Consider the following 21310-nt stretch of genomic DNA (forward strand, 5'->3'; position numbering starts at 1 on the left):
GAGCCCCATGCCTGCCGTGAACCCCTCCCGCCGCCAACTCCTGCTCGGCACCGGCGCGGTGGCCGCGCTCTCGGTGCTCGGCCCGCCCGCCGCCGCGGCGGCCCCCGCCGCGCCCGCGGCCCGCGAGCCCGAGGTGACCGGACTCGGCCCCGGGAACAGCGACTTCCCCCTGATGAGCGCCACACTGGTCGACGACACCCTGTGGATCGGCTCGCGCAACCTCGCCCCCGCCCGGGTGATCGGCTACCACCTGCCGACCGGCCGGGTCACCGCCACCGTCGACCTGCCCACCGGCAACTTCGTCCAGGGCTCGGCCGCCCACGGCGGCGTGCTCCACCTCGGCGTCACCGACGCCCCGGGCGCGGCCAACCTCTACCGCTACGACGGCACCCTCACCGCGCTCGGCAGCGTCCCCGGCGCCGACGTCCGGGACGTGGCCGTCGCGCCCGACGGGACGGTCTACGCGACCGGACGGCAGAAGGGCCGGGCCGCCGGCCCCGGCCTCTACGCCTGGAGCCCGGCCACCGGCGCCGTCACCGAGGTCGCCTCCCCGGCGCCGAACGCCACCCAGGGCCGGGCCGTCGCGGCCACCGCGACCCACGCCTACCTCGGCGTCGGCAGCAACCTCGCGGGCGGCGGCGGGGCGACCCGGGCCGGCCTGTACGCCGTCGAGCGGGCCACCGGCGCCGTCACCGACATCACCCCGCCCGACCTGCGCGGCGACACGATCATCCGCCGGATCACCGTCCTCGGCGACGACCTGCTGGCGGTCTCCACCGAGGGCGCGCCCGCCCACGTGGCGCTGCTCGACCCGGCCGACCACCGGGTGCTGCGCTCCTTCGCCGTCCCCGGCACCAAGAGCGTCACCAACTTCCAGCGCCGGGGGGACACCCTCTGGTTCACCTCCACCGAGCACGGCGTGCTGTGGCGCCACGACCTCGCCACCGGCGCGCTCGACCAGCTCGCCGTGCCGGTGCCGGACGGCAACTCCTGGGGCCTCGGCCGGCTCGGCGACACCCTGGCGGGCGTCACCGAGGGCGGCACCGTCTGGACCCTCGACCTCGGCACCGGGGCCGTCGCCACCCGGGACCTGGTCGAGGCGGGCGCCCCCGCCGCCGCCCAGCTCGGCATGTCGGTCGCCGCCCGCGCCGGGCGGGTCTACGTCGGCGGCAACGGCTCGCTCGCCCTGCACGACCTGGCCGCCGGGACCGTCCGCAAGCTCCCGGTGCCGGGCGAGGCCAAGGACACCGTGGTCCTCGACGACGGCACCCTCTACCTGGGCGTCTACTCCTCGCAGGGCATCTGGCGCTACCGGCCGGGAAGCGACCCGGCACCCGTCAAGGAGGCCGCGCTGCCGCAGGAGCAGAACCGGCCGCAGGTGATCCGCCGGGACCCGGACAGCGGCCTGCTGCTGCTCGGCGTCCAGGCCGACACCACCGGCGGCGGCTCCTTCGTCACCTACCGCCCGGGCAGCGGCCGGCCCACCGTGCACACCGACCCGCTCGGCCCCGAACAGCTGGTGCGCGCCGTCGCCGCCGGGCACGGCCAGGCCTTCCTCGGCGGCGACAACGCCCGGCCCACCGGCCCGCGCGGCGACCTGGCCGCCTGGGACCCGGTGGCCGGCCGCGAGCTGTGGCGCACCGCGACCGACCTCGGCGCGGGCGTCAGCAGCCTCGCCGTGCTCGGGAACACCCTGTACGGCCTGACCGTGAACGGCCGGGCGTTCACCGTCGACCTGTGCGGCTCGCGGCGGGCCGGGTTCGTGCCGGTGATCGGGCGGCGGGCCGACCTGGGGGCCGTCTCCGGCGCCAACCCGCGGCTGCTGGCGCTCGGCGGGGCCCTGTACGGGGTCAGCGAGCGGAGCCTGTTCCGGCTGGACCGCGAGACCCTGGCCGCCACCGTGCTGGTCGGGCTGGACGCCGAGTGGTACAGCGGCGCCAGGCTGGCCGCGGACGAGCACGGCGTGCTCTACACGCTGCGCGGGCGCGAGCTGATCGCCGTCCGGCCGTAACGACCGCGAGGGAAGGGGCCGGCCCGGGCGGGCCGGCCCCTTTCGCGTCAGCGCGCGGTGTGCGGCACGAAGCGCGCGAACGGGTCGGCGACCTCAGCGCAGTGCCCGGCCAGCAGGCCCCGGAAGCGGTCGAGCAGCGCCGCGTGCCGGGCGTCGACCGCGAGGTTGACCAGCTCGCCGGGGTCGGCGGCGAGGTCGAAGAGCTGCTCCCGGTGGTCGCCCCAGGCGTAGCAGACGTACTTGTGGTGCCCGGCGCGGACCATCCGGCCCAGGGCGTTGTTGAAGCCGGGGATCTCCCAGCGGGTCTCGACCACCACGCTGTCGTGCGGCCGCGGCGCGCGGACGCTGCGGCCGGGCAGCCCGTCCGGCCCCTCGATCCCGGCCAGGTCGCAGAGCGTCGGGATGAGGTCCAGCCCGGCCGCGACCAGCCGCTCGTCGACCGCGCCGGCGGCCACCCCGGGGCCGGTGACCACCAGGGGCACCCGCACGCACTCCTCGTACAGGGCCCACTTCTGGTTCCAGCGGTGGGCGCCCGCGCCGTCGCCGTGGTCGGAGCTGAACACCACCACGGTCTCCCGGTCGCCGCCGCGCTCCGCCAGCGCGGCCAGCAGCAGGCCGATGTGCCGGTCCACCCGCTCCACCAGGGCGTAGTAGGCGTGCCGGTAGCGGCGCCAGTCGTCCTCCCGCCACTGCTCCGTCGGGTGGGTGTGCGGCTGGGCCAGCCGGGCCAGCCGGGGCAGCGCCGGATCGTACGGCCCGACCGGGAAGTTGGCGGGCAGCGGCGGGAGTTCGGGGACGGGCGGCGCGGGCGGGAGCGGGCCGGTGCGCGGGTCCTGGCCGCGGGCCCACTCGCAGATGCCGTGCGGCTCCAGGAAGGAGGCGACCAGCAGGAACGGCCGCTCGCGCGGGGCGCGGACGAACCCGGCGGCGGCGCGGGCGAGTCCGGCGTCGTCCCCGCCCGCCGGGTGGATCCGGCGGAAGCCCCGGTCGGCGGGCAGGTCCAGCTCCGGCAGGTGCCACTTGCCGCCGTAGCCGCAGTCGTACCCGGCCTCGGTGAACAGGCGCCCGAGCAGCGGGTCCTCGGGGCCGCCGGTGTTGCCGGTGACGCCGACGGTGCTGGGCAGGCGGCCGGTCATCAGGCTGGCCCGGGAGGGGGTGCAGAGCGGCTGGGCGCAGTAGGCGTTGGGGTAGCGGGTGCCGGCGGCGGCCAGCGCGTCCATCGCGGGGGTGCGCAGGTACGGGTTCCCGGCGGCGCCCATCGCGTCGGCGGTCTGCTGGTCCGTCAGGACCAGGACGACGTCGGGGCTCTGTGGATCCGGCACGGGTCAGGCCATCCGTTCGTAGGTGTGCGGGTCGAGCGCCCGGCGCAGCGGGGCCCCGTCCAGCCAGCGCTCGAACTCGCCGACGACCAGGTCGCCGAGGCGGCGGCGCTCCAGCCCCCGGCTGCCCGCCAGGTGCGGGGTGACGACCACGTTGGGCAGGGTGAACAGCGGTGAGCCGGGCAGCGGCGGCTCGGGGTCGGTGACGTCCAGCACGGCGAAGAGGTCCGGGCGTTCGGCGAGGACGGCCAGCAGCGCGGGCTCGTCCAGGACGGCTCCGCGCGCGGTGTTGACGAGCGTGGCGCCGGGCTTCATCGAGGTCAGCAGCCGCCGGTCGACGAGGCCGCGGGTCGCCGGGAGGAGCGGGGTGTGCACGCTCACCACGTCGGCGGCGGCGAAGAGTTCGTCCAGGCCGACGGCGCGCACCCCGGGCGGCACCGGGGCGTACGGGTCGTGCGCGAGGACCTCGACGTCGTAGCCGCGCAGCATCTCGCAGACCAGGCGCCCGGCCGCGCCGAGCGACAGGACGCCGACCGTGGAGCCGTACCCGCCCGGGGTGCGGGCGGCCGGGACGGCGGCGCGGGCGGCCCGGGCGTCGAGGACGTGGCGCCAGCCGCCCTTGAGGGCGTAGACGATCTGCGCCACGGCGAACTCCGCGACCGGGACGGCGTTGGCGTGGGCGGCGGTGACGATCGGGACGCCCGCCGCCCAGAACGCCTCGCCGGCGATCCGGCGCACCGAGCCGGCCGCGTAGAGCACCAGCCGCAGGCGGGGGAGCCGGGCCAGGGCGGCGGCGTCCAGGACGGGCCCGCCCCAGCCGGTGAACAGCACCTCGACGGCCCGCAGCGCCTCCGGCGCGGCGGCGGCCAGCCGCTCGGCGCTCCACACCCCGTCGGGCGAGGCCGGGTCGGCCAGCACCTCGGCCCGGGCGGCGACCCGGGCGCGGGCCCGCGGGCCGTACACGTCGGGGAAGCGCTCCGGGTCCATCGCGAAGGCGGCGGTGGGCATCCGGTTCTCCTCGGGTCGCTGACGCACAAGGAGTTTCTATCACAGTGAGAAATAGTGGGAGGAGGCGGTAGGGCTGGTCGGCCCCGGTCCTCAGCGGGTGATGAACGTCGCCCCGTCCGCGAGCCGGACCGCCGCCGCGGCCGCGCCGACCAGCTCGGTGGTGGTGCTGTGCACGACCACCAGGCGCGGCAGGACCGGCACCCGCCCCTGCAATCGGCTCTCGATCGCGGCCGGCAGCTCGCCCCCGCTCTCCCAGAACAGCCGCCCGCCGAGGGCGATCAGCTCCGGCGCCAGCACCGTGCTCAGGTTGGCCACCAGCAGCGCCAGGTCGTCGGTGAGCTCGCCGATCAGCCGGACCGCCGCCGGGTCGCCCTCGCGCCCCAGCCGGAACAGCCCCGCCACCCGCTCGGCCGGGGTGCCGGACACTGTCAGACCGGCCTCGGTGATCCGCCGGTCCACCGCGTGGTCGCCGATCCTCGCCTGGGTGTCGCCGGTCCGCCCGAGCGGCCGGTCCAGCGCCGCGTGCCCGGCCATCAGGTGGCCCAGCGCCCCGGCCGCGCCCAGCCGGCCGCGGTGCAGCCGGCCGTCCAGCACGATCCCGGCGCCGACCTCGATGCCCACCACGACGGCCGCCAGGTCGCCCACCCCGGCCGCGGCGGGCGACTCCCGCACGGCCAGCGCGACCAGGTTGACGTTGCTCTCGACCGCCACCGGGACGCCGTAGCGCTCCTGGAGCAGCACCCCCAGCCGCAGCCCGGGCCAGTCCAGCGCGGGCGCGAACTCGACCAGCCCGGTGCGGTCCCGGACCGCCCCGGGTACGCCCACGACGAGGGCGCGGGGGGCGCCCGCGTGCCGCCCGGCCCAGTCCCGCAGGCCGTCCACCAGTGCGAGCAGCGGGCCGGTCAGCTCGTCGGACGCGATCTCCCGAGGCCGGTCCGGGCCGGGGAACACCCAGTGGTGCTCGGCCTCGTGCAGCACCGTGCCGTCCAGCGCGGCCACCACGCCGACGATCCGGCGCGGGCGCACCGCGATCGCCAGCACGGTCTGCGCGCGGGCGTTGTACCGGATCAGCTGCGGCGGCCGGCCGCCGCTGGACGGCGCCCGCTCCGTCTCCACCTCCACCAGCCCCTCGGCCCGCAGCACCTCCACCAGCCGGTGCACGGTCGCGGTGCTCAGTCCGCTCTCGGCGGCCAGCCGCTGCCGGGACAGCGTGCCGTGCCGCCGCAGCACCTCCAGCAGGACGGTCTGGTTCACCTGGGCGACGGTCTGCGTCGTGGCGGTGGCGGGGGTACGGCTCGGGGGCATCGCGCGCTCCTCGGACCGGGCCGGGCCCGGACGGTCAGGACTTTGTCTCAGCTTGAATATATCCTTGGCCCGGCCCGCCCTGCCCTCCGTGCCCACGCGGGTCGCCCTGCCCGCCCTGCCCGCCCTGCCCTGCCCGGGGCGCTCGACGAACGACGGAGCCGCCGTGCCGCTCGCCTTCTCCACGCTCGGCCTCCCCGGGCTCCCGCTGGCCGGGGCCGCCCGGCTCGCCGCCGAGCACGGCTGGGAGGGGCTCGAACTGCGCTGCGCCGAGGGCGAGTCCGTCCACCCGGCGATGACCCTGGGGGAGCGTCGTACCGCGGCCCGCGTCCTGCGCGCCCACGGCCTCGCCCCGCTCGCGCTCGCCTCCTACGTCGGCGTCGCCGCCCCCGGGTCGGACCGCCCGGTGACCGACGCGCTCCGCACCCACCTGCGGCTCGCCGCCGACCTGAGCGCGGCCGGCCTGCGGGTCTTCCCGCGCGGCGGCGACGGCCCGCGCACCGAGGCCGACGACCGGGCCGTCCGGCGGCTCGCGGAGGTCGCGGAGGAGGCCCGGCGGCTGGGCGTGCGGGTGCTCGTCGAGACCCACGACTCCCACCGGGGCGGCCGGGCGGTGGCCGGGCTGCTGGCCCGGGTCGCCCACCCGGCCGTCGGCGCCCTGTGGGACCTGATGCACACCCACCTGGCCGGCGAGACCCCGGCCGGGACCCACGCGGCGCTCGCCCCGTACCTCGGCCACGTCCAGGTCAAGGACATCGCCGGCCCGCACGACCGCACCCCGCTCCCGCTCGGCGCCGGCGTCCTGCCGATCGCCGACTGCCTGCGCCTGCTGCCGCCCGACACCTGGGTCTGCTGGGAGTACGAGGCGCCCTGGCACCCGGCCGCCGCCCCGCTGCCGCCGCTGCTCCCCGCGGGCGCGGCCTTCCTCGCCGCCCTGCACCGCCCGTCGGGCTGAGCACCCCGCCCGCCGGGGCACACGGGTGCGGGGCGCCGGCCAGGCCGACGCCCCACACCCACGCGGCACCGCGGCCGCTCAGCTGTGCATCACGTCGTACTTCGAGGCCTCGACGAACTGCGGGGCCCACTTCTGCTTCAGGCGCAGGCAGTACCGGTTGAGCAGATCGGCGAACGGCCCCATCGGGCGGCGGAAGTCGACGATCACGATGACCCTGGGCTCGTCGCTGTGGTTCTCCACCTCGTGCTCGAACGAGACGTCCAGGACCGTTCCCTCGCCCTCCCGCCAGGTGTAGTAGTCGCGGTCGAGCCTGATCCGCGGCGGGTTGTCCTTCGGGATCCGCAGGCCGAGGTGGTAGCGCAGCACACCGGCGTACGGGTCCCGGTGGGCCGGCAGGCCGACGCCCGGGTCCAGGATCGAGATGAACGCGTTGACCACGTTGGGCGTGGACATCGCGAAGTCGAGCAGCGCCGGGCAGTCCTTCCTGGCCAGCTCGTTGGGCCGGCCGTACATGTAGGCGTAGTAGAGGCGCCAGTCCTCCGAGACCTGGGCCGCGCGCACGGGGTCGAAGGTCCCGTAGGTCGGGATGCTCGTGCGGCTCAGGAGCGCGTCCACCTCCGCCCGGACGGCGGGGTAGACGGCCTCCAGGGCGCGTACCTCGGGAAAGACCGTGCGCGGGGGGATGATCCGCGGGCGGCCCTCGCCGCCCGCACCGCGCAGGAAGATCCAGTTGGTGACGGCCCGAAAACGCGGGTGGTTGACGCTGGGTGAGCCTTTCATCGTCCGCTCCCGATTCCGTGTGTCCTGAGACGTGTCATGAGTCGATGGCGATGGCTTTGTGGGGTGGCGGGGTGGTGAACCCGGCGATGTACCGGCCGGCTCCGAGCACCGCCACCAGGACGATCCAGCCCGCGACCGGCGCGGCGGTGACCAGGCCGGCGACGAGCAGCGGGCCGGCCGCGCCCTGGGTGGTCTCGCCGAGGACGCAGGCGCTCTGGTAGAAGCCGTGCTCGTCGGCCGCCGCGAGCACGGCGGACAGGCCCCACTCGCCCGCGGCCTCCAGCAGTTCGCCGCCGGTCAGCGCGATCGTGGCCGCGACGAGCAGGACGACCTGCCAGCCGGTCGGCGCGAACCGGACCAGGCCGAGCAGCAGGCAGCAGCCCGCGGTCCACACCGCGGAGTTCCGGAAGCAGCGCAGCGCTCCCTCGCGCGTCGCCGCGCGCCTGCTCACGGCCAGCTGACCGCCCACGGCGATCAGCGAGTTGAGCATCACCAGCCAGCCCAGCACGGACACCGGCACCGAGGCGTGCCGGGTGACCCAGAGCGGCAGCACGGTGCTGAGCAGCGTCGTGTGGACCGTCAGGATCCCCGTCGCCGCGGCCAGTGCGCCGCCGGTGCGCAGACTCCGCGCGCCGACCACCCCCGGTGCGCGGACGGAGGGGGAGCCGCGCCGGCCGGCGCCGAGCGAGGTGGTGGCGAAGCACGCCGCCATGACGAGGTAGCCGCCGCCGATCAGCAGGTAGGCGGTCTCGTAGGCGGACGGCGAACGGGAGGCCAGCAGCCGTACGGAGCACAGCGCGCCGAGGGCGAACCCGATGTTGGTGACGGTGCGCGCCCAGGCGAGCGCCTTGACGCTGTCGCCTCCGGCGCCGGCCAGCATCGCGCGGCGGACCACGTTGCCCGCGCTGTCGAAGCCGCCGGCCACGCAGAGCACGAGCAGCAGGGCCCACGGCGTGTGGACCCGGGCCGAGAGCGGGACCAGCAGCGCCGCGCAGACGGCGGCGACGCTGCCGACGGCGCGGCCCCGGCCCCGGTCGACGAGCAGGCCGGTCGGGACCGCCACCGCCGCCGAGGCCGCCCCCCAGAGCGTCAGGCCGGCCGTCGCGAGCAGCGGCGTCAGCCCGACGATCTGCAGCAGGTAGACCATCACGGTGGCGAGGAAGGCCCCCTTGCCGACGGACAGCACGAGGGTGGCCGAGAGCAGCGCACCGGTCCGCTCGGGCGGCCTGACCCGGGCCGCCGCCGCTACGCGGGCGAGCACAGCCCGCCCCGGGAGGCCTGCCAGGTACGGGCCGTGCCGTCCGGCTGCCCGAAGGTGAACCGCAGCGGGGCCAGGCAGCGGTCCAGGGCCCGGAGCATCGCCGCGTGGTCCGCCGCGCCGCCGCGCAGGAAGTCCAGCCGCATCGTCATCACGCTCGGTTCGAGCTCGCTGCCCACCGGCACCCGGGTGACGTAGTCGACGAGGCCCGGCTCCCGCTCGGCCTCCCGCACCCCGTCCACCCGGCGGAGCGCGCCGCCGGCCAGCGGCGGCAGGTTCCAGTACTGGAAGGCGACGTCCCCGGGGGCGGGTGCCGACGGTTCGACCGGCTGTCCGCAGGCCACCGCGATGCCCAGTTCCAGCAGGTCCAGGCCGGTGGTCCGCCGGTGCAGGTCGGCGATGAAGGCGCCGAGCCGCCCGTTGACCTCGATGATCCGCGGGCCCCGCGCGGTGAGCTTGATCTCGGTGTGCACCAGGCCCCGCCGGATGCCGAGGGCGCGGGCCGCCTCGGTGGCCAGCCGGGCCACCTCGCCGCTCTCGGCGGGGGACAGCTGGGAGGGGAAGAACTGGCCCTGCTCGCGGAACGGGTCGAGCAGCGGGAACTTGCCGGTGACGCCGAGCGTGTGGACCGCGTCGTCGGCGACGAGTGACTCCACGGACACGTAGTCGCCGAAGTCGCCCTCGTCCCGGCCGCGCAGGTACTCCTCGACCACGAACGGGCGCTCGGCGGTGGGCGTCAGGTCCGCGGGGTAGCCCTCGGCGTCCGCCACCAGGTGGGTGTCGCGGCTGCTGTGGCTGTGGACCGGCTTGACGACCACCGGACCGGCCAGTTCCCGTACCGCCGCCAGGGCCTCCTCCCGGCTCGTCACCGGGATCGACCGGACGGCGTCCACACCGGCCCGCGCCAGCCGTCCGCGCTGCGCCCGCTTGTCGGTGAGCAGGGTGACCGTCTCGGCCTCGTGGAACAGCAGCCCCAGCCCGTCGCCGAGCCGCGCGGTCAGCGGGACCAGCGGCTCGCTGAACGTGGTGATGCCGCAGGGCCGGTGGGGACGCAGCAGGGCCAGCGCCGGCTCCGGCGCGTCGGGCTCGCACTCGACGACCGGCCCGAACCCCTCGTACGCCGCCCGCTCCGGCGCCCCCAGGGCGCCGGCGACGGCCACGAAGACCGGGCGGAGGCCGCGGGCCCGGACCGCCGCGGCGATGGCGGCGGGGCCGACGGCCGCGCCCGGGACGACAGCGACGACGACGGTGCTCATCTCTCACCTGACTCTGTGTCGGACAACCGGTAGACCTGGTCCTTGAGCTCCTCGATGCGCCGGTGGTCGCGGTGGATCGCGTCCGCGGTCCCGGCGCACTGGAAGATCCTGAGCGTGCTGGAGTAGAGGTCGACGGTCGGCCGGATCCGGTCCCCGGGCCCGAGCTTCAGGTTCAGGCCGAACACGCTCTCCAGCCCGGCGATCCGCCGCACCGCACGCTCGTCGACGCTCTCGACCACGCCCGACAGCGTGGTGGAGGTCGTGCAGCAGACGGCCTCCTCGAACTTGTGGTAGCCGCGGCCCGCGTACTCGGCGGCGAACCGTTCGGGCCGCAGGTACGCGAGCGCGCTGAGCGTCGCCTGGTTGGCGCCGGTGCAGCGGTCGTGGAACCCGGGGTGCATGTTCCCGGCGATCCGCGAGCCGACCTCCACCAGCGCCGGCCCGTCGGCGGTGACGATCACCTCGGCGTGGCTCGGCCCGTGGCGGACCCCCAGCGCGGCGAGCGCCCGGTCCACGTAGTCGGTCAGCTCGGCCGCCGGCGGCTCGGCCGGCGACAGCAGGCGCTCGCGGTCGTAGATGTTGCGGCCCGAGGGCAGCAGGCGCTTCTGGTACTCCCACACGCCGCACACGTAGCGCCGGCCCTCGTGGGAGACCATGTCGACGACGTACTCCGTCCCCTCCAGGTAGGACTGGACGAGCGCCTCGCGGTTGGGCGAGCCGTAGATCGTCTCGGTGTCCAGGACGGCCTTCGCCGCGGACCGCACCTGTTCGGCGTCGGCGCAGACGACGACCCCGTCGCCGGCGGCGGAGTCGAGCGGTTTGACGACCACCGGATAGCGCCCGGCGCGCTGCGCCCAGTCCACCAGGGCCTGCGGGTCGCCGCTCTTGAACTGGTCGGCGCAGTGCAGGCCGGCGGCGCGGAGCACCTCGATCATCCGGTACTTGTTCCGGCGGGCCTCGGAGAGCTCCGTCCCGTTGGTCGCCAGGCCCAGCCGCTCCGACAGCCGGTCCGCGAGCAGCACGCCCGGCTCCTGTCCGGCGAGCACGCACACCGGTGCGTACCGCGCCAGCTCCGCCACCGTCCGGTCGAGGTCCTCGTGGACGATGTTCGCCCGGTAGACGGTCAGGTCCGGGGCGGGCATGGAGGGCATCAGCCCGGGGGTGCTCTGGACGTGCACCAGGTCCGCACCCAGGGCGGTGAACTCCGGTGGCAGGTAGCCGCCGGAGGTGTAGGCGTCGACCAGTACGGCGACCGGCCTGAGCTGTGACAACGTTCCTCCTCGTCATGTCGGTCGGACGGAGCCCGCCGGGCGGACGGCCTCAGCGCGGAAGCCTCCGCGGCGTGCTCCTCCGGGTGGTGCGGGGCACTCAGACCTTCTGACGGGTGGGGCGGAGCCGGATGTCGTCGAGGTGCACGTGGGTCGGGCGGCCGACCGCGAACTCGACGACCGACGCGACGTCCTCCGGGGTCAGCAGCGGCCCGCTCTCGGCGGCGACCGCCTCGAACCACGCGCTGTCGTAGCCGGCGGCGTCCTGGAAGCCCGAGCGGACGAAACCGGGCTCGATCAGGGTCACCCGGACGTTGTGGGCGCAGACCTCCTGGCGCAGCGCCTCGACCAGCGAGTGGACGGCGAACTTGGTCGACCCGTACACCGGGTTCGCGGCCGAGACCTGCCGTCCGACGGTCGAGCCGATGACCACGATGTCGCGGACCCGCCGCCCCCCGTCCAGCTCCGCCTGCCGCACGAACTCGGCCGCGGCGTCCCGGAGCTGGTGGAGGACGGCGAGGACGTTGACCTCGATCAGCCGCTCCCAGCGGGTGGGGTCCGAGCCGAGCACGGTGCCCGGCAGGCCGTGCCCGGCGCAGGCGACGAAGATGCTCGCCGCCTCCCACTCCGCCGCGGCCGCGGCCAGCAGCTCCCGCGCGTGCCCGGGCGTCGTCACGTCGCCCGGGAAGGGCCGGACCGCCCCCGGGGCCTGGTCCGACTCGGCCGCCAGGTCGGCGAGCCTCCTGCCGTCGCGGCCGGTGGCCAGCACCCGCACGCCCTGCCGGGCGAAGCGCGCGGCGATCGCGCGCCCGATTCCGGAGGAGGCCCCGGTGACCACGGCGACCCGCTTCTCGTCCATGTCTGTTCCCTGTCTGTCGTCCATGTCGGTTACCTGGTGCCCGCGGAGGGGAGCTCGCCCTGCTGCCCGAGGCCGGTGAAGAAGGCGTGCAGCCAGGAGCCCGTCACCTCGGGGAACTCCACCCCCAGCCGGGCCAGCAGCCGCCGGGTGCGGGTGTGGTCGTACCGCACGTTGCGGTCCGGTCGGCCGGCCCAGAAGTGCGCGAGCGAGAGCTGCTCCCCGCCGTCGCCGAGGTAGCGGCCGAACAGCTCCGCGAAGCCTTCCGCCCCGTCCTCGGCCAGGGCGTACCCCTGGTCGCGCAGGACCGTGAAGAGCCGCTCGTAGGACACCTCGTGGTGGGTGTCGAGGTGGAAGGTGCCGCCCCGCACCAGCGCGCTGCGCGAGATCTCCAGGATGCCCCGCGCCACCACGTCCACCGGGCTCAGCGCGAGGGTCAGGGCGCCGACCCGGGGCACCCGGCCGATCCGCACCGACGCCCGCAGCAGCTGGACCAGCCGGTTGTCGCCGCCGTTGCGCTGGAAGCGGCCGGACACCGAGTGGCCGCTGACGTTGCCGGAGCGGTAGACGAACGCGTTGCCGCCCTGGGTGGCGAAGCCCTGCACGAGGCGCTCGGCGTCGTACTTGCTGCGCTCGTACTCGTTGAGGAACTCCTGGCCGATGTCCAGGCTGTCCTCCGAGAAGACGGCCGGCTCGCCCGGCGCGCCGGCGCCGCAGACCGCGAGCGTCGAGACGTAGTGCAGGTCCTTGGGCCGGCCGGTGGTCGCCAGCCGGATCATCGCCCGCACCGGCTCGGTGTTCTGCCGGTCGAAGGACTCGCGGTCGCCGAACAGCCTGGTGTCGGCGGCCAGGTGGTAGAGCGCCTCCGCCTCGTGGCACAGCCGTCGGTAGTCCGGCTCGGCGAGGCCGAAGTCCGGCTCGGCGAGGTCGCCGGCCAGCACGGTGAGCCGGTCGGCGTACCGGTCGAGGCGACCGTCCGGGACGTACCAGGCGTAGGCGTCCGCCAGGCGCTCGGCGGGTGTCCGGCCCTCCTTCGCGCGTACCAGGCAGACCACCTTCGACCGGGTGCGGGCCAGCAGGAGGTCGAGCAGGTGCGCGCCGATGAAACCGGTCGCGCCGGTGAGCAGGACGGTGCCGTACGCGCGGACGGACCCGGCGGGCGGCTCGCACTCCAGGGCGCCCGGCACCTGGGGGAGGAGCCCGGTGCTCGAACCCGACTCCAGCACGAACCGGCCGTCGGCGGGCGGGAGCCCAGCGCCGCGCAGCAGGTGGTCGCGGGTGGCGCGGGCCAGGTCGAGCATCCGCTCGGGGTCGTGGCGCGCGGGTGTGTAGGAGAGGTCGGCCACCAGCTGCCCGTCGTGGACGCGCGCCGTGAGCTTGAGGCCGTAGCCGCGGTCGTTCTCCGGGCCGCGGACCGGCCCCACCGGGTGGCGCGAGGGCCGCAGGTGCAGGTCGTCGCCGAAGGGCAGGGCGAACGGGCCGAGGTAGTTGAAGCAGACGTCGGCCCGCTGCGGCTGCTCGTGCAGGCCGTAGGCGACCCCGAGGGCGGGCACCTCGGCCAGGGCCGCCGCCGCGGACTTGCCGGTGGCGGCGAGGTCCCCGGCGACGGTGCGCACGCTGACGGGGAACGTCGAGGTGAACCATCCCACCACGCGGGAGACTTCGAGCGTCTCGTCGAAGCAGATCCGGCCGTGGCTCTCCACGTCCGCGACGAGTTCGTCCGTGCCGAGCTGCTCGGTGAGCGCCTGGGCGAAGGCACCCAGCAGTGCCGCGTGGGCGGGGATGCCGGAGCGGGCCGCGGCCTCGGTCAGGGCGGCGCTCTGCGCGCGCGACAGCCGGAACCAGAGGGCCTGGGCGTCGCCCTCGCGGTTGTCGCCGGGGGCGCCGGGCCGTGGCGCGACGGCGGGCAGCCGGGCCAGGGAGTCGAAGTGCGCGAGGTCCCCGCGCAGTTGCGCGGTCCGGTCGCGCAGGTGGGTGGCCCACTGGCCGAAGCCGGTCGGGCCGGGGGCGGTGGTGGGCTCGCCGCCGCGCAGCCGCTCGCTGTAGCAGCGGCTGAGGTCGCTGACGACGATGCGCCAGGAGACCGCGTCGATCGCCAGGTGGTGGCAGATCAGCAGCAGTTCGGCCCGGCCGTCGCCGAGGAAGAGGTGCACCTTGAAGAGGTTGCCGTCCGCGATGCGGATCTCCCGCTGGAGGGCGGCCGCGACGTCCCGGACGGTCCGGGCGGCCGGGCCGTCCTCCTCGGGCAGCCGGGACCAGCTGAACGCGTCGGCGGGATCGACGAGTTCGCGCCGCCGGCCGTCGGCTCCCGGGCGGAACGCGGTGCGCAGCATGGGGTGCAGGCCCACCACGTCGGCGACCGCGGCGGCCAGCTCGGCCGGCCGCGGCGTGCTGTCGGTCTCCAGCAGCAGGGCCTGGTTCCACTGGTCGGGCTGGGCGAACTCCTGCCGGAAGAACCAGGTCTGGGCGGGGGAGAGCGCACGGTCGTCCGCGACGACCCGGGCGGCGGACGCGCGGCCGTGGTCGTCGCCCCCGCGGTCCTCCCGCAGCCGGGTGGCCAGGGCGGCCGCCGTCGGCTCGGCGAGGAAGGCCGCGGCCGACACCCGGTAGCCCTTGGCCTGGAGGTCCGCGATGACCTGGATGGCGTCGATCGAGCTGCCGCCGGCCTGGTCGAAGTCCTGGTCGACCGCGAAGTCGCCGTGGCCCAGGTGCCGTTGCCAGGAGGCGAGGACGTCGGCGAGCACCGGGTCGCCGCCGTCGGCGGCGGGGTCGGACGGGCGGGGCGTGCGCTCGGCGAGCCGTGCTTCGAGCAGCTCCCGGAGGGCGGCCTGGTCGGTCTTCCCGTTGGCGTTGCGCGGGAAGGCGTCGAAGGCCTCGATCCGGTCGGGGACCATGTGCGCGGGCAGCAGCTCCCGCAACTCCCGTCGCAGCGCGGCCGGTTGGACCGCCGGACGGTCGTCGGCGGCCGGCACCACGGCGGCGACCAGCATTGCCCGGTCCCTGGTGAGCAGGACGGCCACCGCGTCGGCGACCGCCGGGTGCCGGCGCAGGCCCGCCTCGACGTGGCCGAGTTCGATCCGGTACCCGCTGACCTTGACCTGCCGGTCGCCCCGGCCGAGGAACTCCAGTACGCCCCGGGAGTCGGCGCGCACCCGGTCGCCGGTGCGGTAGGCGCGTCCGAGGGCCGGGTCGAGCCGCGCGAGGTCGTCCGTGAAGGCCGCCGCGGTGGCCTGCGGGTCGTCCCGGTAGCCGAGCGCCACCGACGGGCCGGCGATGTACAACTCGCCCACCGCGTCACGGTCGTGGAAGGTCCCGTCGTCGGCGCGGACCAGGAGCCGGGTGCGGCCCAGCGCGGTGCCGATGGGCACGGAGGCGCCGTCGAGGGTGTCGAGGTCGCCCGCGGCGGTCAGCCGGTGCGCGGCGACGCCCACCGTCGCCTCGGTGGGCCCGTAGTGGTTGACGAGGTTCCGGGTGACACCGGATTCGAGGATCCGGCGGGCCAGCGGCAGCGCCAGCAACTCCCCGCCGAGCAGCAGGAAGCGCAGCCCGGGCCGGGTCGTCCCGTCCTGCCCGAAGGCCCGGAAGACCACGCTCCAGTGCGAGGGGGTGGTCTTCAGGACGTCCACCCGGTGGTCCTGGAGGTAGCGCAGGAGCGCCGCCGGGTCGCGCCGGGTGGCGTCGTCCACCAGGTGCAGTGTGCCGCCGGTCCACAGCGGGAGGAACAGGCAGGTGTTGCCGAGATCCGCGGCGAGCGTGGTGACGTGCGCGTAGGAGAGCGGTTCGGCGATGTCGAGCCGCTGGAGCAGGGACTCGGTGTAGTGCCGGATGTTGGCGTGCGAGACCTGTACGCCCTTGGGCACCCCGGTGGAGCCCGAGGTGTAGAGCACGTAGGCCGTGTCGTCGTCGGCGGGCCCGGGTTCCGTAGGCCCGTCGGCGGGGGCCGGCGGGGGCACGAGGCCGCCGCCGGCCTCGTGCCCGTCCGCCACCCGCAGTCCGGACCGGCGCAGCTCGCCGTGGTGGCGCGGCTCGGCGAGCACGAGGTCGGGGGCGGCGAGGGCGAGCCGGTTCGCCCCCTCGGCGACCGGTTCGGTGGGCTCGACGAGGGTGAAGGCCGCGCCGGCGCCGAGGACCGCCAGCTGGGCGACCACGGCGTCGGCCGTGCGGTCGAGATGGATGCCGACCAGACAGCCGCGACCGATGCCCGACGCCCGCAACAGGTCCGTCAGACGGTCCGCCCTGGAAGCGAGTCGGGCGTAGGTCAGACGTTCCCGACCCACGACGACGGCCGTTCGATGCGGGTGGGTTCGCGCGTGTGCGCGGACGAGCGCCGGGAGCATGCCGAAGTCCTCTCTGCGTGTCGACGGTCGATTCGAAGGCTGTGGCGGGAGCGGCGTCAGCTCCAGTAGACGAGCGGTTCCTTCGGGCCCTTGGTGGCGATGAACGCGGCCGCGCCGACCCGGTGTTCGTCCTCGCCGCTGGTCACCGCGTGCAGCATCCGGGGGCTGAAGATGATCAGGTCGCCGGCCTCGGGGTGGATCACGTGGACCGGGGGCTCCACGGAGTCGGGCTGCAGGCCCTCGACGTCGAGGATCGTCGCGGTCTCCTCCGGGGTCGGCTCGCGCAGCCAGAGGTGCAGGTCGCCGCCCTTCTTCGGGACCTGGAGGTAGACGTTGGCGACCAACTGGTTGAGCACGCCCGCGATTTCGGGGGCGTCGGTCTCCTGGTCGATCGCGTCGTTGTGCGGGTAGAACTTCGAGGTCGAGGGCTGGAAGACGCGGAAGGCGCCGACGAAGCAGGCCCGCTCGCGCAGCCGCAGCAGGTTGGCGCCGGCCGGCCACAGTTCCTGCAGCTCCAGGCGCACCCGGTCGATCGGCGAGAGGTACGGGTGGAACATCGAGCGGACGTCCTCGATGGCCGGCAGGGCGCTGTCGTGGTACTGCTTCGTCAGCTCGGCGTCCCACTTGGTGTCGATGTGCGGCATGTACACCCGTCCGACACTGCTGGTGTACTGCTTGTGGTAGTGCCCGAGCGCCTGGTGGTTGATCGCCTTCTGGGCGACCTGCTCGGCGATCTCGACGGGGTAGTAGCCGCGTACGTGGATCGCGCCGATCTCGCGCTCGGCCAGCTGGAGCAGGGTCCGGGCGGTGAGTTCGGTGGCGATCTCGTTCGTTGCCGACCTGACGACGTGCGCGGTGGCGGTCATGAGCGTGCTCCTGGGAAAGCGACGGGACAGGACTGTGCGCGCGCCTCCGGCGTTCAGCGGGGCGTTGGTGCGGTGGAGGCGTCGGAGGGGCCGCCGGCGGTGCCGTGACGCGTGAGCGGCACGGCGGACACGTCCGGCGGGGGTCTCGGCCGCGAGGACGCGTGGAGCGGCACGAGGAGTGGAACGGGCGGTCGGCCGCGGGGGCGTTCGGAGCCCTGGTTTCCGCCGCGTCCCTCCGTTCCGTGACACCGGGCCCCGGTGTCAGCGCTCGATCACCGTACCCCAGACAATGTGACAGTACAATGTCATGTTGTCCGAAGGGGCTGTGATCAGCCACTGGTGACGGATGGTCAGCAGTTCACGGACGGGACCGGACGGCGGGCGGTGGCGTGCCCGGGCCGGCCGGTGCGTAAGGTGGGTCCGCCGATGATCGTCCGCATGCCGGGAGGCCTCATGACCAGCACGCCAGCCGCCGACGCCCCGCTCCCGGTCGGGGTGATCGGCCTCGGCGACATCGCCCAGAAGGCCTACCTGCCGGTGCTCACCGCGCTGCCCGGGCTCGACCTGCGGCTGATGACCCGGGACGCGGCCAAGCTCGACCGGCTCGGCGAGACCCACCGGATCGCCCCCGAGCACCGCTTCACCGACCTCGGCGCGCTGATCGGCAGCGGCATCCGCGCCGCCTTCGTGCACGCCGCCACCGACCAGCACGTCCCGATCGTCGAGCAGCTGCTCACCGCCGGGGTGGACGTCTACGTCGACAAGCCGCTCGACTACACCCTGGACGGCGCCCGCCGCCTGGTCGACCTCGCCGACCGCACCGGCCGCTCGCTGATGGTCGGCTTCAACCGCCGCTACGCGCCCGGCTACGCCCAGGCCAAGGAGCGCCCGCGCGACCTGATCGTGCTCCAGAAGAACCGCGAGGGCCTGGCCGAGGCGGCCCGCACCCTGGTGTTCGACGACTTCATCCACGTCGTGGACGTACTGCGGTTCCTGGCCCCCGGCGAGATCGAGCACGTGGACGTCCGCGCCCGCACCCGGGACGGGCTGGTCGAGCACGTGGTGCTCACCCTCGGCGGCGAGGGCTTCACCGCCCTCGGCATCATGAACCGGGTCTCCGGCTCCACCGAGGAGGTGCTGGAGGTCTCCGGCGGCGACTCCAAGCGCGAGGTGCACAACCTGGCCGAGGTGGTCGACCACCGCGGCCAGCCGACCGTCCGCCGCCGCGGCGACTGGGTGCCGGTGGCCCGTCAGCGCGGCATCGAGCAGTGCGTGCTCGCCTTCCTGGCGGCCGTCCGCGCCGGGCGCACCCTGGACGCCCACGACGCGCTGCGCACCCACGAGCTGTGCGAGCTGGTCGTGGAGCGGATCGAGGCTTCCTGGGAGTCCGCTGGGAGCGGGCTGTGAGAAACCCGGGCTGAGCGGCCGTCACGTCACCTGCGGGGAACCGTCCGTTCACCGCCGGGGTCTTGTCGGGGCATTTTCTACGCGCGTATCTTGAGGGGCGCCGCGGGGGGCGGGAGACCGTCCTCCGCTTCTTCGCCACGCGAGCAGCGCGCGCCCGACGCGCGCCTCCGCCCGGACCGCCGTGCCACGACCGTGCCGCACGACGGAGCTAGGAGCCCTGCCCCGGTGACCACCGCCCCCGCCTCCCGCCCCCGCAGAACCCTGCTGCGCGCCGCCCTGATCCCGGCCACGCTGGCCGCCTCGCTGGTGCTCGTCCCGCTGCCGGTGGCGAACGCCGCCGCGCCCGCTACCCCGGCCCCGACCGAGGCCGGCCCGCTGCGGATCCACGACATCCAGGGCAGCACCCGGATATCCCCGCAGGCCGGCAAGCCCGTCACCGGAGTGCCCGGCATCGTCACCGGCGTGCGCGCGTACGGCAGCGTCAAGGGCTTCTGGCTCCAGGACCCGAACCCCGACGCCGACCCGGCCACCAGCGAGGGCATCTTCGTCTACACCGGCGGCAACCCGACCGTGCAGGTCGGCGACTCGGTGCTGGTGAGCGGCAAGGTCACCGAGTACTACCCGAACTACAGCGGCGGCTCGCAGTCCATCACCGAGATCACCGCCCCCGGCATCACCGTCCTGTCGGCCGGCAACCCGCTGCCCGCCCCGGTGGTCGTGGACACCCGCAACATCCCCGGCACCTACGCCCCGCCGGCCGGCCCGGACGGCTCCATCGACGGCGGCACGCTCCAGCCGGAGAAGTACACCCTCGACTTCTACGAGTCGCTGGAGGGCATGCTCGTCCAGGTCAAGGACGTCCGGGTGGTGCAGGCGACCGACAAGTACAACGAGCTGTGGGTCGCCGCCGACAAGCAGGACCAGCGCAGCAAGCGCGGCGGCCTGCTGTACGAGTCGTACAAGGAGCCCAACGTCGGCCGGCTGATGATCCAGCAGCAGGCCCCGGTGAACCAGCGGCCCTTCCCGGTCGCCAACGTCGGCGACGAGCTGACCGGCACCACCACCGGCCCGCTGGACTACAACAACTTCGGCGGCTACACCCTGGTCGCCGGCACCATGGGCACCCTGAAGGACAACCACCTCCAGCGCGAGGTCACCGCCCAGGCCGGCGACCGCGAACTCACCCTCGCCACCTACAACGTGGAGAACCTGGCCCCGGGCAACCCGGACGCCAAGTTCGCAGAGCTGGCCCAGGGCGTCGTCACCAACCTGCGCTCGCCCGACATCGTCGCCCTGGAGGAGATCCAGGACAACAACGGCAACAAGAACGACGGCACGGTGGACGCGAGCCAGACCGTCGCCAAGTTCATCGCCGCGATCAAGGCGGCCGGCGGCCCGGCCTACGACTGGCGCTCGGTCGACCCGCAGGACGGCAAGGACGGCGGCGAGCCCGGCGGCAACATCCGCCAGGTCTTCCTGTTCAACCCGCAGCGGGTGTCCTTCACCGACATCCCCGGCGGCAGCGCCACCACCGCCGTCGGCGTGACCGGCACCGGCGCGGGCACCGCGCTGACCGCCTCGCCCGGCCGGATCGAGCCGAACGACGAGGCCTGGACCAACAGCCGCAAGCCGCTGGTCGGCCAGTTCTCCTTCCGCGGCAAGAAGGTCTTCGTCATCGCCAACCACTTCAACAGCAAGGGCGGCGACCAGGGCATCGACAGCCGCTTCCAGCAGCCGACCCGCAGCTCCGAGGTGCAGCGGATCAAGCAGGCCACCGTCGAGCAGTCCTTCGTCGCCAAGCTGCTGGCCGCCGACAAGGAGGCCAAGGTCGTCTCCCTCGGCGACTTCAACGACTACCAGTTCTCGCCCGCGCTCGCCGCGCTCACCAAGGACGGCGTGCTGCGCGACCTGGTGAACGAGCTGCCGGAGACCGAGCAGTACTCGTACGTCTACCAGGGCAACTCGCAGGTGCTGGACCACATCCTGGTCAGCCCCGAGGTCGGCTACGCCAAGTACGACGTGGTGCACATCAACGCCGAGTTCGCCCAGCAGGCCAGCGACCACGACCCGCAGGTGGTCCGCATCAAGCCGTAGTCCGGGCACCGGTTACGCTGCCTCCGCCGCCGGTGATCACCGGCGGCGGAGGCAGCGCCGTGTGACGGGGAGACGATGGACCACCGGATCGAGCGGATCGGACGCGAGGACTGGCAGCGCCTGCGGAAGGTACGGCTGGCCCAACTCCTCGACACGCCCCTGGCGTTCGGCGAGACCCACGAGTACGCGAGCCACCAGGGCGAGGGCAACTGGCGGGCCCGCTGCAACTGGGTCAACGAGCCCGACAAGCTCGGCCTGGTCGCGGTGGACGCCACGGGGGAGTGGGTCGCCACCATGCTGTCCGTCCCGAACCGGGAGCACCCCGGCGCGCTCGACCTGATCGGCGTCTGGGTGGACCCGGCGCACCGCGGCCGCGGGCACGGCGTCGCCGACGCCCTGCTGGACGCGGTGCTCGCCTGGGCGCGGGTCCGCGGCGCCGGGCGGATGCTGCTCGGGGTGCACGAGGCCAACCCCCGCGCCGCCGCCTTCTACCTGCGGCGCGGGTTCGTCCACACCGGCGGGTCCACGCCGTACGTGCTGGACCCCTCGGCGCGGATCCTGGAGATGGCCCTCCCACTGGACTGACCGGCCCG

At 74.8% G+C, this 21310-nt stretch carries 15 protein-coding genes; 5 read left to right on the top strand and 10 right to left on the bottom strand.

Features of this window, described 5'->3' with window-relative positions; all coding sequences use genetic code 11:
- Window positions 1-7: 7 nt before the first annotated feature.
- Window positions 8-2011, top strand: coding sequence for a hypothetical protein (locus ACFY4B_RS11940; RefSeq protein WP_387967482.1), 2004 nt, complete (start codon window positions 8-10; stop codon window positions 2009-2011).
- A 47-nt stretch (window positions 2012-2058) separates the two neighbouring features.
- Here ACFY4B_RS11940 and ACFY4B_RS11945 read toward each other — a convergent pair whose 3' ends face one another.
- The 3 genes from ACFY4B_RS11945 to ACFY4B_RS11955 all read right to left on the bottom strand — a co-directional run bounded on the left by ACFY4B_RS11945 (window position 2059) and on the right by ACFY4B_RS11955 (window position 5643).
- Window positions 2059-3333 (bottom strand): sulfatase, encoded by a 1275-nt coding sequence (locus tag ACFY4B_RS11945; RefSeq protein WP_387967484.1) that lies wholly within the window; start codon window positions 3331-3333, stop codon window positions 2059-2061.
- Between the two features lie 3 nt (window positions 3334-3336).
- Complete coding sequence (locus ACFY4B_RS11950) at window positions 3337-4365, bottom strand: hydroxyacid dehydrogenase (RefSeq protein ID WP_387967486.1); 1029 nt, start codon at window positions 4363-4365, stop codon at window positions 3337-3339.
- 63 nt (window positions 4366-4428) lie between these two features.
- Complete coding sequence (locus tag ACFY4B_RS11955) at window positions 4429-5643, bottom strand: ROK family protein (protein ID WP_387967488.1); 1215 nt, start codon at window positions 5641-5643, stop codon at window positions 4429-4431.
- A gap of 163 nt (window positions 5644-5806) precedes the next feature.
- Here ACFY4B_RS11955 and ACFY4B_RS11960 point away from each other — a divergent pair, with 163 nt between their 5' ends.
- Complete coding sequence (locus ACFY4B_RS11960) at window positions 5807-6595, top strand: sugar phosphate isomerase/epimerase family protein (RefSeq protein ID WP_387967658.1); 789 nt, start codon at window positions 5807-5809, stop codon at window positions 6593-6595.
- A 78-nt stretch (window positions 6596-6673) separates the two neighbouring features.
- Here ACFY4B_RS11960 and ACFY4B_RS11965 read toward each other — a convergent pair whose 3' ends face one another.
- The 7 genes from ACFY4B_RS11965 to ACFY4B_RS11995 form a co-directional block, all read right to left on the bottom strand.
- Window positions 6674-7375, bottom strand: coding sequence for an aspartyl/asparaginyl beta-hydroxylase domain-containing protein (locus ACFY4B_RS11965; protein ID WP_049650443.1), 702 nt, complete (start codon window positions 7373-7375; stop codon window positions 6674-6676).
- Between the two features lie 34 nt (window positions 7376-7409).
- Window positions 7410-8636 carry an MFS transporter gene (locus ACFY4B_RS11970; RefSeq protein WP_074003740.1) on the bottom strand — a complete coding sequence of 409 codons (1227 nt, stop codon included), beginning with the start codon at window positions 8634-8636 and terminating at the stop codon, window positions 7410-7412.
- Window positions 8621-9889 (bottom strand): ATP-grasp domain-containing protein, encoded by a 1269-nt coding sequence (locus tag ACFY4B_RS11975; protein WP_049650441.1) that lies wholly within the window; start codon window positions 9887-9889, stop codon window positions 8621-8623. Before ACFY4B_RS11975 ends, ACFY4B_RS11970 begins: the two co-directional genes overlap by 16 nt.
- On the bottom strand, window positions 9886-11160 hold the full coding sequence (locus ACFY4B_RS11980; protein WP_049650440.1) for an ATP-grasp domain-containing protein: 1275 nt from the start codon (window positions 11158-11160) through the stop codon (window positions 9886-9888). Before ACFY4B_RS11980 ends, ACFY4B_RS11975 begins: the two co-directional genes overlap by 4 nt.
- Window positions 11161-11257: 97 nt before the next feature.
- A complete protein-coding gene (locus ACFY4B_RS11985; RefSeq protein ID WP_387967490.1) occupies window positions 11258-12040 on the bottom strand; it encodes an SDR family oxidoreductase in 783 nt (260 codons plus the stop codon).
- A 5-nt stretch (window positions 12041-12045) separates the two neighbouring features.
- The gene (locus ACFY4B_RS11990; protein ID WP_387967492.1) at window positions 12046-16350 is read right to left on the bottom strand and encodes an amino acid adenylation domain-containing protein; all 4305 of its coding nucleotides are present in this window, start codon (window positions 16348-16350) and stop codon (window positions 12046-12048) included.
- Window positions 16351-16406: 56 nt separating this feature from the next.
- Window positions 16407-17216: a 2OG-Fe(II) oxygenase gene (locus ACFY4B_RS11995; protein ID WP_049650437.1), complete on the bottom strand. Its 810-nt coding sequence runs from the start codon at window positions 17214-17216 to the stop codon at window positions 16407-16409.
- 453 nt (window positions 17217-17669) lie between these two features.
- Between ACFY4B_RS11995 and ACFY4B_RS12000 the strand changes: the two genes are divergently transcribed.
- From ACFY4B_RS12000 to ACFY4B_RS12010, 3 genes are all read left to right on the top strand, one after another.
- A complete protein-coding gene (locus ACFY4B_RS12000; RefSeq protein ID WP_387967494.1) occupies window positions 17670-18623 on the top strand; it encodes a Gfo/Idh/MocA family protein in 954 nt (317 codons plus the stop codon).
- 225 nt (window positions 18624-18848) lie between these two features.
- On the top strand, window positions 18849-20717 hold the full coding sequence (locus tag ACFY4B_RS12005) for an endonuclease/exonuclease/phosphatase family protein (protein ID WP_375873637.1): 1869 nt from the start codon (window positions 18849-18851) through the stop codon (window positions 20715-20717).
- 75 nt (window positions 20718-20792) lie between these two features.
- A complete protein-coding gene (locus ACFY4B_RS12010) occupies window positions 20793-21302 on the top strand; it encodes a GNAT family N-acetyltransferase (protein WP_387967496.1) in 510 nt (169 codons plus the stop codon).
- Window positions 21303-21310 lie beyond the last annotated feature (8 nt).

It is taken from the genome of Kitasatospora sp. NPDC001261 (assembly GCF_042896795.1).
Lineage (GTDB): Bacteria > Actinomycetota > Actinomycetes > Streptomycetales > Streptomycetaceae > Kitasatospora.

Bases quoted from the DNA above. Each gene is read 5' to 3' on its own strand.
- ACFY4B_RS11940 (WP_387967482.1), top strand. From the start codon at position 8: ATGCCTGCCGTGAACCCCTCCCGCCGCCAACTCCTGCTCGGCACCGGC.
- ACFY4B_RS11955 (WP_387967488.1), bottom strand. From the start codon at position 5,643: ATGCCCCCGAGCCGTACCCCCGCCACCGCCACGACGCAGACCGTCGCC.
- ACFY4B_RS11965 (WP_049650443.1), bottom strand. From the start codon at position 7,375: ATGAAAGGCTCACCCAGCGTCAACCACCCGCGTTTTCGGGCCGTCACC.
- ACFY4B_RS11975 (WP_049650441.1), bottom strand. From the start codon at position 9,889: ATGAGCACCGTCGTCGTCGCTGTCGTCCCGGGCGCGGCCGTCGGCCCC.
- ACFY4B_RS11985 (WP_387967490.1), bottom strand. From the start codon at position 12,040: ATGGACGACAGACAGGGAACAGACATGGACGAGAAGCGGGTCGCCGTG.
- ACFY4B_RS11990 (WP_387967492.1), bottom strand. From the start codon at position 16,350: ATGCTCCCGGCGCTCGTCCGCGCACACGCGCGAACCCACCCGCATCGA.
- ACFY4B_RS11995 (WP_049650437.1), bottom strand. From the start codon at position 17,216: ATGACCGCCACCGCGCACGTCGTCAGGTCGGCAACGAACGAGATCGCC.
- ACFY4B_RS12000 (WP_387967494.1), top strand. From the start codon at position 17,670: ATGACCAGCACGCCAGCCGCCGACGCCCCGCTCCCGGTCGGGGTGATC.
- ACFY4B_RS12010 (WP_387967496.1), top strand. From the start codon at position 20,793: ATGGACCACCGGATCGAGCGGATCGGACGCGAGGACTGGCAGCGCCTG.